A 14,617-nucleotide genomic window follows, 5' to 3' on the forward strand; every position below is an offset into this window, starting at 1 on the left:
CAATAACGCATTTTACTGCAGGGTACATTTGTTGATCCGTTATCGTTGTCGCAAACAAAATGATTGTTTTCCACTTGATGGGATTGAACTCGATGGTTGTCAACATCCCCTATGAAACGCCAAGTACCCACTCACTTACTTTCTTGGCGCTTGTACCTTTTACTCGCCCTTGCCTACTTTTTGGTTGCTCATGGCCTAACCGCAGTATTAAAACAAACTGACGTCGTATCGATCTGGCTGCCTGCGGGTATCGCGCTTGTAGGCTGTTACTTATGGTGGTGGCGATTCTTTCCTGCCGCTTTTAGCGCCTGTTTGTTGTACAACCTCTCTATTTATCATGGCCCTTCCATTAGTGTCGACAATATAACTCCGCTGCTTGAAAACATCATCATTGCGCTAGGAGTGGGTGCACAAGGAATGGCAGGGGGTGGCATTTTAAGATTCTGGCTAGGCAGCCCACTGAACCTTAGATCAGACAAACCCGCCATTTTATTTGTACTGATTGTAGGTATTGCCTCTAACCTTATTTCGGCCAATGTGGGCATTTTTACCCTGAGTTATTTCAACCCTGCTTTTAGCGATGCTTTTTATTGGAGCAACGTCCTCATGTGGTGGATGGGCGATACCTTAGGTGTGCTCCTCGCTACTCCCTTTATATTAGGCTTGCTCGATATCACCGTATTCAGGTCAGGCAAACAGAAAAGTCGGTTACTGATTTTAGCCATAAACAGTCTGTTATTTTTGGCACTATCTGTTAGCTCTATATTATTTGCCAATTACAATTATGAAAATGCGCTTGCTCTAGCGCATCGTGAGCGCCAGCTCATTGAAACCCGCTTACATCGCGCCATTAGCGAAAGTAACCATCAATTACAGGTTTTAGCGAATCATGTGCAATCTAAACCAGATCTAAGCCGTGAAGATTTTAATCGCTTTTCAAAACACCTTATGCAGCAACAACCCACCCTCAAGGCATTGTCTTGGAATCCAAGAATATCCACCACACGTAAACATGAACAACAGGCACAACTGAGCCAAATATATCAACGCCTAGTGATGATAAAGGGGGAGCCAATAGCGCCAAACGATCCCATCGTGTTTGTGAAATTTATTACACCAGAAAGAGGGAATGAAGCAGCTATCGGATTTAATGTGTATTCCAATTCAGTGCGTAAATCAGCATTGGCGCAATCTGATGTTCCCTTTCAATTATCGGCCACCCCCATCATTAAACTGGTGCAGTCAGATAGCTTTCAACCCGCATATTTATTGTTTGCCCCTGTCTACGAAGATAGCTTAGGAGAACGTATCAGAGGGTATGCAACAGGGGTATTCTTAGTGTCTCAAACCCTCGACGCTGGGTTATCAAAAAACGCCTTGGATATATTTGATTTCGAAGTGTCAGAAAATGGCGGCCATGAAATCTTCGCCAGCAACACACATTCAGCGCATCCAAGTTTACATGATAGAGAGCATTTTATTTCCCTTCCCATATCACTGCCGGGGCAAACCTGGCGCTTAGATTTAGCACCCAAAGCTCAGTACCTGCTTCACCATCAGTATAGCTTTTCGATGTTTTTTTCTATTTTCCAAGTGGTTATCGTCGCTTTTTCCATGACATTAATCTTGTTAATGAACAATCGACAAGCGGTGCTCAGTCGTAAAGTCGAAATTCGTACCCGCGCATTAGCCCTTGCGAAACATGAAGCAGACAAAGCAAACAAGGCCAAAAGCCAGTTTTTAGCCAATATGAGTCACGAGATACGCACCCCCCTCAACGCAATTATCGGCTTTTCCCAACTCGCTAAGCGCTCGAATGATCTCGCTGAGCATCAATCCTACATTCATAAAATATCCAGCTCATCAGATACGCTATTGGCGATCATTAACGACATTTTAGACATCTCTAAAATTGAATCAGAGAAACTGGTACTGGAAGAGATGGAATTCGATCTGCACGATATTTTAAATCGTGCATCGACCATGTTTGAGCCCGGTGCAAGTATTAAAAACGTTGACTGGGCATTAGAAGACAACCTACCCGCTGGATTGTTTTTTAAAGGGGATCCTCTGAGGATCGAGCAAATCGTCATCAACTTATGCAGCAATGCGATCAAGTTTACCCAACAGGGGCGTATTGTTCTGCATGCTGCAATAGTCGAACAGAACACGAATAAAAGCCCCCCAACTGCGTGCATACAAATAACAGTAAAAGACACGGGCATCGGTATTACACCTGCACAACAAGGGAATTTATTTAGGGCGTTTTCTCAGGCGGATACATCCACCACACGACGCTTTGGAGGAACAGGCTTAGGCCTAGCGATTTCTAATGAACTCACCCAATTAATGCAAGGCAGCTTAACCATTGAAAGCGAAGAAGGTGTTGGCAGCGAATTTACACTCACAATAACACTGCCAACACTGGTTAATCTATCCACGCCAAGGGAAAAAGCGATCAACAAAGACGTCACAGCGCTGCAGGGAAAACGTATCCTAGTGGCTGAAGACAACGACATTAATCAAGTGGTTATCACAGAGATATTAAACAGTTTGGGCTTGAAAGCCTTGGTAGTCGACAATGGTGCTCTAGCGGTTCAAGCGGCAAGCCATCATCATTTTGATTTGATATTAATGGACTGCCAAATGCCTGTTCTTGATGGTTATGCCGCTACTGAACAAATACGCCAACAACATGACAAATCTTCACTGCCAATCATTGCCCTGACCGCAGATGTGATGCAAGAGAGCAAACAAAAAGCCCAGCAAGTAGGATTCAACGAACATGTAAGCAAGCCGGTAAATATAGAAAAACTTACCGCCGTGCTACTTTCTTACCTTGGGTAGCGGCTTTAGCCCTTAGCTTAAATACTAGCCTATTGTATCCACTTAACTAACAGCAGCTACGCGAGCAAAGCATGGATTGTGAACGCAGTTAAGCGATTTACCCTATTTTTCAGTTTGCTGAATAAAGTAAGCAACTTCTTTGATTAAATGCCGTAGCACTGGGTTTAGTCGGGTATTTTTTCCGTTCATCATGAACAGCTCGTGATTAAACTCAAATTGACGGTTTTTGATTGACACCAACCCTAAGCCTTTACCTTGATGCTCTACCATATAGTCTGGCAACAAGCCCATGTACTCTCCGGTCATAATCGCGGATAAACACCCATCATAAGAGTCCGAAAAGGTTTGAATCGATAGGCGGCGCTCACCGTCAATATAATTACCAGATGATAGCCCTGATATCCCAATAGCAGGGTAATCATCAATACGCACATTATCTGGAATACCATCGGCATATTTGGCTAAAGGATGGGTTGGCGCGCAGTACAGGCGCCCACGGCACTTCACTTCGATTGGATGAAACGTGACAGATTCGGGTTTGACCATATCATAAGTGGATAATACCAAATGACATTCACCAGATAAGGCCACATGTTCAACCTCATTATATAAGCGAGTTTGAATGTTGACGTGAATGTCGTTGAATTTTTTCATGGTGCTTTTTACGGCTTTACTTACGGCAAGGTGATAGTTAAGAGGTAAACCTGCCATCATCACTAACGTAATATGCCCAGAATAATCGTCGTGCAGGCTCTTTAAATTAAATACAAAATTATCAAATGAATTAAAGATACGCTTGGTTTCCTGAAACACCACCTCGCCTTCTTTACTCATTTGAAAACCACCGCGTCCTCGATGACATAGCACCAAATCTAGTCGGTCTTCTAATTTTTTAATCGCAGCGCTGATATTAGGACGCTGCATCCGCAAAACGGATTCAGCAGCAGTAAAACCATTACACGAAGCAACAGCATAAAATACACGTAATAGTTTAATATCAGATTCTTGCAGACGGTTTATCATGGTTAGCACCACTTATAGGTATAGTTATTGATACTAAAGTACATAATAGGCAAGGCGAAATGTGATTACAATGTAAATATCATGAAACCGTGCCTAACCGGCACGAAAAGCAGTAAAAGATCGACTAACGCACGAAATTCAGCCAATTAAATTTACCATTACTGTCCACTATAGACCGGAATTTAATTTCACCTAAGCCGGATAACGATAGTTAAGACATATCCACCAATTTCTGGCGTAGGGTTTCAACCTCATCACGCAGTGAAGCGGCTTGTTCAAATTCCAAATCCTTCGCCATTTGGAACATTTTCTTTTCAAGTTCAGCGATGTTTTTCATTAAGTCAGGGGCACTCATTCCATTGTACTTTTTGCCCGTCTCTGCCACTTTACGCAGCATAACCTTGCCTTGTCCTGTTCCTTCACCAACATCCATAATATCGGTAATGGGTTTGTTCAGTTGAGTAGGCACAATATTGTGCTTTTTGTTATGTTCGCGTTGTTTTTCTCGGCGTCGGTTTGTTTCGTCGATGGCACGCTGCATAGAACCAGTAATACGATCTGCATACAAAATAGCTCGGCCGTTTATATGCCTAGCTGCGCGGCCTATGGTTTGAATGAGTGAGCGATCAGAGCGCAAAAAGCCTTCTTTATCGGCATCGAGGATAGCCACCAAGGAGACCTCAGGCATATCTAAGCCTTCTCGCAATAAGTTAATACCTACTAAAACATCAAATTTGCCTAAACGTAAATCACGAATGATCTCGATGCGCTCGACTGTATCGATGTCTGAATGCAGGTAGCGCGCCTTAACATTGTGCTCATCTAAATATTCACTTAAATCTTCTGACATTCGTTTGGTCAGCGTTGTCACTAGCACTCGCTCATTAACAGCGACACACTTTTCAATTTCTGACAGCAAATCATCAACTTGCGTACCCACTGGTCGTATCTCAATCTCAGGATCGATTAACCCAGTCGGGCGAACCACCTGCTCAACAATATCATCAGGGGCTTTGGCTAGTTCATACTTACCAGGGGTGGCTGATACATAAATAGTTTGAGGGGCTATTTGCTCAAATTCATCAAATTTCAATGGTCGATTATCCAGTGCTGAGGGTAATCGAAATCCGTATTCGACCAAGGTTTCTTTTCGAGAACGATCGCCTTTATACATGGCGCCAATTTGCGAAACCGTGACATGAGATTCATCGATGAACATCAAACCATCAGCTGGAAAATAATCAATAAGCGTAGGAGGCGGATCCCCAGGCGTGCGGCCCGACAAATAGCGAGAATAGTTTTCGATACCGGAGCAATAACCCAGTTCTTGCATCATCTCCATATCAAATTGACAACGTTGACTGATGCGTTGCTCTTCAACCAGCTTATTAACCGATAACAACTGAGCTTTACGCTCTTTAAGCTCCTCTTTTATATGCTCCACCGCATCAAGGATTTTTTCTCTTGGGGTTACATAGTGAGTTTTAGGGAAAATGGTAGCTCTGGCGACCGTTTTCTCTACGGCTCCTGTCAACGGATCGAAAATACTGATCCGCTCTACTTCCTCATCAAACAGTTCCACTCTAACCGCTTCGCGTTCAGAGTCGGCAGGAAAGATATCAATAACGTCACCACGCACACGAAATGTGCCGCGTTCAAAGGCAATATCATTACGGCTGTACTGAATTTCAGCTAAACGACGCAATATATCGCGCTGATTCATGATGTCACCCTGACGAAAATGCAATAACATTTTCATGTATGAGTCTGGATCACCCAAACCATAAATAGCGGACACACTGGAGACTATCACCACATCTCGGCGTTCCATCAATGCTTTTGTTGCAGAGAGTCGCATTTGCTCAATGTGCGCATTTACCGAAGCGTCCTTTTCAATAAAAGTATCACTTGATGGCACATAGGCTTCAGGTTGATAGTAGTCGTAATAGGATACGAAATATTCAACTGCATTATTTGGAAAGAACTCTTTCATTTCACCGTATAATTGCGCCGCCAAGGTTTTATTGTGCGCCAATATCAAGGTTGGTCGCTGCACTTCATTAATGACGTTAGCCATTGTAAAGGTTTTACCTGACCCGGTAACACCGAGTAACGTTTGCGCAGCCAAACCACTTTCCAGCCCCTCCACTAACGCCTGTATGGCTTTAGGTTGATCCCCTGCCGGTGAATAATTAGACGTGAGTTGAAACGGACGAGCCATGAATGATCCTTGTAGTAAAAGAAAAAATAACCTTACGTCGCCATGCGCTTAGACAATGAACGACAAAACCAAATGTAAGCAACCGCTGCAGTTAGCATGTTTGCCACTATTCCAGCCCAAAACATGCCTTTAAGGTCAAAAAGATAACTGCCTAAATAAGATATGGGCACAAAGAAAACAAACAAGCGTAAAACACTCATCAGCAGAGCCGACATGGGTAAATGCATCGCATTAAAAGACGAGTTCGTCAAAATAACAATACCTTGTACACCATAGCCTAAGGGAACGATCATTAAATACGTTTGAATAAGTCCGATGACTTCAGGCTCTGTTGAAAATGTTCTGGCTAGCACACCTGATAAAACATAAAACGCCCCAAAGACCAATAATTGCCATATCACCACAAACCGTACGCACAGCTGATAGGCTTTCGAGACTCTAGATAAATTATTCGCCCCAAAATTTTGACTAATAAAAGGAGGTAACGACATAGACAAAGCTAAAATGACAATACTGGCGATTGACTCTAAACGCCCCCCAACTCCCCAAGCGGCAACTGCGCCAGGTCCATAGCCTGCCACAACCGCAGTGAGGATCCCCCCGGCAATCGGCGTTAACATGTTTGCTCCAGCCGCCGGTAAGCCTATTTTTAAGATCCCGCCGCTAGAACGCTTTAACTCACTCATACTTAACAAGCGCGGTAAAATGAGCTCACGCTTATAGGCTAACAAATAGAGAATGTACAAGAGCCCCAAAGCCCAAGCAATCAATGTGGCAAGCGCTGCTCCCTGCATGCCCATTGCTGGGATCGGCCCCCAACCAAAAATCAGAATAGGATCTAAGATCACATTAATGAGTCCGCCACCGGCCATTACATAACTGGGAGTTTTGGTATCTCCTGACGCACGTAGAATACTGTTACCCACCATTGGCATTGCTAAAAATACGCCTGCTGCGTACCACACCACCATATACTCATGAATATAACTAAGCAGACGCTCATTGGCACCCAGTAAGGTAAAGATAGGGTCGATGGTTATAACCCCAACGAATGCAAGCACAGCAGCCAGCACAAAAGCCAACATCAATGCACCTGTGCCTGATAGCTGCGCTTCGCTGTGGCTATTATTTCCGAGAAAGCGTCCAATTACCGCAGACGTACCTATGCCTAACCCGATGTGCAGACTAATCAAGGTAAAGGTTACGGGAAAGGTGAAACTAATGGCTGCTAACTCATCTGTTCCCAATAGACCAATAAAGTAGGTATCCACCAAACCAAAAGACATCATCATTACCATGCCAACTAACATAGGAAGCGTCATACTTTTTAAGGTGTTACCAATGGGACTATTTAACAGATCGCGGCGCCCTGAAGACGCAGATTTTTGACTCACTCTAGAGGTTCCTTCATTAACAAGCCAGCCATACTAAGCTAACCCTGAATATAAAACTAACGAAAAGCTGTATCAAAATGAGTGCATACAACGCGCGGAGGCCTAAAATGGCAATATGTTGAATTTATGACACTTTACGTTAGCGTCGATAAATTAGCGGCCTACAACTGTATGCTAAAAGTGACAAAAAATGATCGATTAGCCGTGTCGACAACGCAGTTTGTAGATGAAATGATCACTAAACAGTTACTTTTCCGACAAAAACAGTTGGTATAAATTCCGTAATTTCAAGCACTATTTTTATAAAATAATGCTTGAAATCAGAAACAACACACAAGCAAAAAATCACTGGGCAAAAATCACCCAAGCTAAGTCAAAAAAGCCAAACATATTGCGTAAGACAATGATTTAATTAACAAAATACAAAAAATCAGAAGTTTTTAAAAAATCGTATTGACAACGAATCCACTAGGCTGGCGGCTAGCAAAGTTAATTCATACACATAGTTATCCACAGATATAGTGGATAACTATCCCCGACTCAACAAATCCGTGAACTTGAATGAGAATTGTCCGATCACTTGGTAAGTCATCACTAACCTGAAGTGGTCATACATTAGGTTACAGTTTTATTAAGCACTGATTATACATACAGTTATCAAACTAATTTAAATAACCATTAGTTATATAAAAATCGGATCTTGCGTTTTTCCTGTCACAGCGATATTGCGCTTTATTAATCTTAAAAAAGAACTCAGTATCCTGCTTTTACCAATTTCGCATTGAGTACTCGAGTATCCACTAAAACGATTTGTTCCTTTCTATGTCTTCTCATTAATTTGCCCCAAATGTTCAACTCTTGAACAATTCCCACAACAGATTGTACGAATAAAAATCAATTCAGAAATAAACCTACAAAAAGCTTAAAAATAGTTGTAATCGGTGTTGACAGCAGACGGGATGCTCATTAATATTCGCCCCCGTTGAAACGGCCACCAAGGCAACGCTCTACAAGATAAAATATCTTATAAAGTGTGTTTCAATAAGCGTTATACGATTCCCCCTTAGCTCAGTTGGTTAGAGCGACGGACTGTTAATCCGCAGGTCCCCCGTTCGAATCGGGGAGGGGGAGCCAACGTTGCAAAGCAAACGCTTATGCATATTTGGCTCTGTAACGCATTATATGCCTCAGGGCTTATAAGTTTGATATATGATTCCCCCTTAGCTCAGTTGGTTAGAGCGACGGACTGTTAATCCGCAGGTCCCCCGTTCGAATCGGGGAGGGGGAGCCAATCAGGCTCATTATCTGTTATATTCTTATTTGTTTTATCCTTAAATACCTCTCAAAACTTTTTGCATATCAAGTTGTTAATCACTATGAATACTTGGATAATAGCGCACACTTTCTTGATGACGTATTTAACTTTATCAGCATGCATCGAACGTGCTGACAGTTAGCCGTTTTTTTTATCTATATGCATCAATGGGAGTAATTGGTTTTAGAGCGGTTAAAGGTGTAATTTGCCAAGACGACACTAGGATAGCGGTAATTTCGCTTTACCGATAATCTGCTTAGTTACACATCAGCTGGTACAGTACTAACATCATGCAAATCTCAATGCTGGTATGGCTAGGTTACGCACGACATTGAACAGGTTTCATTATTTTGCTATTGCTTCTAGGTTGCAATCAACATGACTGAATTTTTATTATTGTTAATCGGCACAGTACTGGTTAATAACTTTGTTTTGGTACAATTCCTTGGTTTGTGCCCTTTTATGGGGGTCTCAGGGAAGCTTGAAACCGCCATTGGCATGTCAATGGCCACCACATTTGTACTCACTCTCGCCTCCCTTTCCAGTTACTTAGTTGAACATTACATATTATTGCCCTTGGGCATTGAATATTTGCGAACGCTGAGCTTTATTCTGGTTATTGCCGTGGTGGTTCAATTCACTGAAATGGTCGTTCACAAAACAAGCCCTACCTTATATCGTCTATTAGGCATCTTTTTACCTTTGATAACGACCAACTGCGCTGTCCTCGGGGTGGCGTTGTTAAACATAAACCATGATCATAATTTTATTGAATCTGTTATTTATGGCTTCGGCGCCGCTGTTGGCTTTTCCTTAGTCCTTATCTTATTTGCCGCTATGCGCGAACGCTTGGCCGTTGCTGACGTCCCCGCCCCTTTTAAAGGCGCATCTATCAGCATGATCACAGCAGGTTTAATGTCATTAGCCTTTTTAGGCTTCACTGGATTGGTGAAATTTTAATGAGTTTAATGTGGGCAATCTTAACCGCACTGATTGCACTGGGGCTGCTTGCCTTGGTGTTTGGCGCTATCCTTGGTTTTGCCTCGGTTCGCTTTAAAGTAGAAGGCGATCCATTGGTTGAGCAGATCGATGAGCTATTGCCACAAACCCAATGCGGCCAATGCGGGTACCCAGGGTGTAAGCCTTATGCCCAAGCCATTGCAGAGGGTGATGATATTAATAAGTGCCCTCCTGGTGGTGACGCCACTATTAAAAAACTTGCTGATCTAATGGGTGTAGAAGCGACTTCTTTGGATGCCGCTCACGGAACAGAAGATATCAAGAAAGTGGCCTATATTCGTGAAGATGAATGCATAGGTTGTACTAAGTGTATTCAGGCGTGTCCAGTTGACGCCATTTTAGGGGCTGCAAAGCAAATGCATACTGTCATTAGTGACGAATGCACAGGCTGTGACTTATGTGTAGATCCCTGCCCTGTTGATTGCATTGATATGATCCCGACACAGACAACGCCATCTTCTTGGCGTTGGAACATCGATAGTATTCCCGTTAAGCAGGTAAGCTAATGAATCGCGTATTAACTCCCTCTTACGATGAAATTATCACCCGCGTAGAGCGCGATAAGCTTTGGGATTTCCCGGGCGGGGTTTTCCCTGCCCAGCAAAAGGAATTGTCCAATCAAACGCCCATAGAAAATATAGACTTGCCCCAACGTTTGTTTATTCCCCTGAAACAACATATTGGCGTTGAAGGTCAATTGCTCGTTTCACAGGGTGATTACGTATTAAAAGGCCAGCCCCTGACACACAGTGCTAACCCGTTTTCAGTGCCAGTACACGCGCCAACATCTGGCACAGTCACCAGTATCGGGCCACATATATCAGCGCATCCTTCCGCATTGCCTGAACAAACGCTAATCATTGAGCCTGATAACCTAGACAAATGGACAACACTTCAACCACTACAAGATTACCAATCTAAGCCAAAAATTTCGGTGCTTGAAGCGATTTGTGACGCGGGTATTTCAGGTATGGGCGGCGCAGGGTTCCCTACTCATATAAAAGCATCCCCTAAAAAAGACGTTGAGTTTATTATTATTAACGGTGTTGAGTGTGAGCCCTATATCACCTCAGATGATCGTTTAATGCGTGAACACGCTTGGCAAATACGCCAAGGGATTGATGTACTCAGCCATTTGCTGGCCCCTAAGCAAGTTTACATTGCCATTGAAGACAACAAACCTGAGGCCATAGAAGCCATGCGCGTTGCTTGTCAGCAAAGTGAGCAATACAAGGTCATTCCTATTGCGACTAAGTATCCAGCCGGTGGTGAAAAGCAACTGATACAAGTTATCACTAATCGAGAGGTCCCTAAACAGGGGTTACCTATCGATGTTGGAGTAATAATGCATAACGTAGGCACCTGTTATGCCATTGCTGACGCTGTATTTTCCGGCAAGCCCTTGATCCAGCGCGTAGTAACCATAACAGGGCAAGCGGTAGAAAAACCTAAAAATGTGTGGGCGTTAATCGGTACACCCGTTGCCCATTTACTCGAATCAGCGCAATACGTAGCCCACAAACAAAAACAGAAGCACATTATTATGGGCGGGCCCATGATGGGGTTTACCTTAGCAAGTGATGAAGTGCCTGTGGTTAAAATAACGAACTGTTTATTGCTACCTACATCGAATGAAATAGCAGAACCTGAAGCAGAGCAACCCTGTATACGTTGCAGCGCATGTGCTGATGCCTGCCCAGCGTCGTTGTTGCCACAGCAGTTGTTTTGGCATAGTAAAGCGAAAGAGCTAGATAAAGCCCAGGATTATAATTTGTTCGACTGCATTGAATGTGGTGCCTGCGCGTATGTTTGCCCTAGTGAAATTCCGCTAGTGCATTATTACCGCGTGGCAAAAGCCGAAATTCGCGTTGAGCAAGAAGAAAAGCAGAAATCAGATAAAGCCAGAGAGCGCTTCGAAAGTCGTGCTGCTCGACTTGTGCGTGAGCAAGAAGCCCGAGACGAGAAACATCGCAAAGCAGCCGAAGCGCGTAAAGCCGCGATGCAAAATAAGGGCAACGACGCCCAAGATAAAATAGCCGCAGCGCTTGCCCGAGCAAAAGCCAAAAAAGCACAGCAAAGCCAAGCAGCCCAAGAAACCACAGAGCGCCCAGAGTCGCAAGACAACCAAACGCAAACCGCTACGCAACAGACGGCTGCCCATTCAGAAGGTGCGACGCAATCATCCGGAACATCAAAAGATGATCGCGTAGCTGCAGCGATAGCCAGAGCGAAAGCCAAAAAAGCCCAGCAAGCTAATCGCAATGAGGCTGCCCCAGTAAAAGACGACAGCCATGAAGGTGAAACCCAAACGCCGATATCAGAACAGCCGGTAGTAAAAGCAAACGAAATTGCCGGCCAATCAAAAGACGAGCGCGTGGCCGCTGCTATCGCTAGAGCTAAAGCCAAAAAAGCATTAAAGGCGCAAACAACTCAAGACGGCGAGAAGTCGTCATCAGAGGGCTCTTTCAGCGCCACTTCTACAGAAGAAAGTGAAAAGCCAATTGGATCAGACCAGAGCACTGATGTTGTTTCATCAGCCTCTCGCTCAACAGAGCTAGAGCCAGAAAATACGCAAACGGGCGTCGGCAATACTGAAGTAAAAACGAAAGACCAACGCGTAGCGGCAGCTATTGCCAAAGCAAAAGCGAAAAAAGCGCAAAGAGCTAGCTCAGAAGATACCACAGCGCAAAACGCTGAGACTCAAGCTTCTGTACAGCCCCCATCTGCCGCAAAAGAGGCAGATGCAACTCAGGAGCTTGATCCAGCTGCACAGAAAAAAGCGCGAATTGCCGCGGCTGTCGCCAAAGCAAAAGCTAAGAAACTAGCGAAAGAAGGTTTACCTGAAGCCGGCGAAGACACTAACAAAAACGTGACGCCGGAAACGCCCGAGGTCGAAGCGCCTAGCGCTAAACAACGTTCAAACGTCGTTAAAGCCTCGGCCGCCAGTCAAGCAGCGGCGCCATCTGATGCAGAGCAAGCATTAGACGAGAAAAAGCGTCGTATCGCTGCTGCCGTGGCCAAAGCGAAAGCAAAAAAAGCGGCTCAAATGAAATCATCAGAAGAATAAAAGCGACTCATGAATTATAAACTTGCCAGTTCACCTCATCAGCACGTACGGCGTAATACCGGACAGATTATGCGTATGGTGATTTATGCCCTAATACCTGGAATTTTACTGCAATTATGGTTTTTCGGTTTCGGAGTTTTAGTACAGATAACTCTTGCAGTTATAACTGCGGTGATCACCGAGGCAACCATTCTAGAAATGCGCAAGCGTAATTTCGAACGCGCTATTAAAGATTACAGTGCCATTTTAACTGCCATATTATTGGCAATCAGTATTCCCCCTTTTGCCCCTTGGTGGGTAGTCGTGATAGGCACCTTTTTTGCCATAGCCATGGTCAAACAGCTTTATGGTGGTTTGGGTTTCAATGTGTTTAACCCTGCCATGGCCGCCTATGTGATGTTGCTGGTGTCTTTTCCTGTTCAAATGACTCAATGGCTACCAGCGCAAAGCCTGACGATGCAACAGCCTGGTATCATTGATGCTATTTATGCGGTGTTTACCGGCTTCAGTGCAGACGGTTTCAGCTTAGCCCAATTACAAAGTGCAGCCGACGGTCACACCATGGCAACACCATTGGATGCGATTAAAACGGGTCTGGCTCAAGGGTTAACCTATGAAGAAGGGCTTCAGTCAGCGATTTTCGATGGCAACTTAGGTATTGGTTGGTGGTGGATAAGTTTTGGTTACTTGTTAGGCGGGCTGTACCTTATCAAGGCTAAAATCATTAACTGGCATATACCTGGCGGTATGTTAGCCGCCATGGCAATTTGTGCCGGTGTTATGTTTTTGGTTGATCCCGACCGTTTCGCGTCTCCTGTTTTCCATATTTTTAATGGTAGTTTGATCCTTGGCGCTTTCTTCATCGCGACAGATCCAGTTTCCGCCTCAACCACAAATAAAGGCCGTATTATTTTCGGCGCTGCAATTGGCTTTTGGGTCTATGTCATCCGAACTTGGGGTGGGTACCCAGATGCCATCGCGTTCTCTGTTCTGATCATGAATATGGCTGTTCCGCTTATCGATTATTACACCCGTCCCCGCACTTATGGCCACAAAAAGCGTAGCCAAGGAGAGTCCAAATGAAGCAGACCATTGCCAAAAATGGACTCATTTTAGGATTATTTGCCGTTATAACCAGTGGGCTTATCGCATTTACCTACTTTGGTACCCAAGAACAAATCGAGCAGCAACGACAGCAAACCTTATTGGCAATCCTTGACGAGCTTGTCTCTCGTAATAGTTACGACAATAACATGGCGCAAGATTGTGTGTTGGTCACATCCCAAGCGTATCTTGGTACTGCGACCCCTCAACATATTTATCGTGCAACGCTAGCAGGTGAACCTGTGGCGGCGGTAATTGAAACTACCGCACCAAACGGCTACAGCGGCCGCATCGAATTAGTGGTCGGGGTGACAAAAGATGCAACAGTATCTGGGGTTAGAGTCATAGAACACAAAGAGACACCGGGGTTAGGCGATAAAATAGATCTACGCATTAGTGACTGGGTACTGGGTTTTAACGGTCAGCAATTGACTGAGGCAAACGCATCTAACTGGGCAGTTAGAAAAGATGGCGGCCAGTTTGATCAATTTACCGGAGCCACTATTACCCCTCGCGCAGTGGTGAATGCGGTAAAAAATACCGTTGTGTATTATCAAGCGAATAAAGACGCCATTTTCTCCGCTAGTAATGAATGTCGTCTTCAATCAAGCATACAAGGGTAAGAC

General features: G+C 44.3%; 9 protein-coding genes and 2 tRNA genes. 8 read left to right on the forward strand and 3 right to left on the reverse strand.

The window, feature by feature from the left end:
- The first annotated feature begins 111 nt into the window (after nt 1–111).
- The gene (locus GCHA_RS15350; protein WP_007989822.1) at nt 112–2,847 is read left to right on the forward strand and encodes an ATP-binding protein; all 2,736 of its coding nucleotides are present in this window, start codon (nt 112–114) and stop codon (nt 2,845–2,847) included.
- A gap of 102 nt (nt 2,848–2,949) precedes the next feature.
- Here the strand turns inward: GCHA_RS15350 and GCHA_RS15355 are convergent, their stop codons facing one another.
- The 3 genes from GCHA_RS15355 to GCHA_RS15365 form a co-directional block, all read right to left on the reverse strand.
- Nucleotides 2,950–3,870: a LysR family transcriptional regulator gene (locus GCHA_RS15355; RefSeq protein ID WP_007989823.1), complete on the reverse strand. Its 921-nt coding sequence runs from the start codon at nt 3,868–3,870 to the stop codon at nt 2,950–2,952.
- A 211-nt stretch (nt 3,871–4,081) separates the two neighbouring features.
- Nucleotides 4,082–6,091 (reverse strand): excinuclease ABC subunit UvrB, encoded by a 2,010-nt coding sequence (gene uvrB / locus GCHA_RS15360; protein ID WP_007989824.1) that lies wholly within the window; start codon nt 6,089–6,091, stop codon nt 4,082–4,084.
- 32 nt (nt 6,092–6,123) lie between these two features.
- Complete coding sequence (locus tag GCHA_RS15365; RefSeq protein WP_007989825.1) at nt 6,124–7,485, reverse strand: MATE family efflux transporter; 1,362 nt, start codon at nt 7,483–7,485, stop codon at nt 6,124–6,126.
- A gap of 1,057 nt (nt 7,486–8,542) precedes the next feature.
- Here GCHA_RS15365 and GCHA_RS15370 point away from each other — a divergent pair.
- The 7 genes from GCHA_RS15370 to rsxG all read left to right on the forward strand — a co-directional run bounded on the left by GCHA_RS15370 (nt 8,543) and on the right by rsxG (nt 14,614).
- Nucleotides 8,543–8,619 (forward strand) — tRNA-Asn (locus GCHA_RS15370).
- A gap of 80 nt (nt 8,620–8,699) precedes the next feature.
- Nucleotides 8,700–8,776 (forward strand) — tRNA-Asn (locus GCHA_RS15375).
- Nucleotides 8,777–9,178: 402 nt separating this feature from the next.
- A complete protein-coding gene (rsxA, locus tag GCHA_RS15380; RefSeq protein ID WP_007989830.1) occupies nt 9,179–9,760 on the forward strand; it encodes an electron transport complex subunit RsxA in 582 nt (193 codons plus the stop codon).
- Nucleotides 9,760–10,326 carry an electron transport complex subunit RsxB gene (gene rsxB / locus GCHA_RS15385; protein WP_013753257.1) on the forward strand — a complete coding sequence of 189 codons (567 nt, stop codon included), beginning with the start codon at nt 9,760–9,762 and terminating at the stop codon, nt 10,324–10,326. The genes rsxA and rsxB overlap by 1 nt, the downstream gene beginning before the upstream one ends.
- The gene (rsxC, locus tag GCHA_RS15390) at nt 10,326–12,887 is read left to right on the forward strand and encodes an electron transport complex subunit RsxC (RefSeq protein WP_007989834.1); all 2,562 of its coding nucleotides are present in this window, start codon (nt 10,326–10,328) and stop codon (nt 12,885–12,887) included. Before rsxB ends, rsxC begins: the two co-directional genes overlap by 1 nt.
- Before the next feature lie 9 nt (nt 12,888–12,896).
- Nucleotides 12,897–13,970: an electron transport complex subunit RsxD gene (gene rsxD / locus GCHA_RS15395; protein ID WP_007989836.1), complete on the forward strand. Its 1,074-nt coding sequence runs from the start codon at nt 12,897–12,899 to the stop codon at nt 13,968–13,970.
- Nucleotides 13,967–14,614: an electron transport complex subunit RsxG gene (rsxG, locus tag GCHA_RS15400; RefSeq protein WP_007989837.1), complete on the forward strand. Its 648-nt coding sequence runs from the start codon at nt 13,967–13,969 to the stop codon at nt 14,612–14,614. Before rsxD ends, rsxG begins: the two co-directional genes overlap by 4 nt.
- Nucleotides 14,615–14,617 lie beyond the last annotated feature (3 nt).

The organism is Paraglaciecola chathamensis S18K6 (assembly GCA_000314955.1).
GTDB lineage: Bacteria > Pseudomonadota > Gammaproteobacteria > Enterobacterales > Alteromonadaceae > Paraglaciecola > Paraglaciecola chathamensis.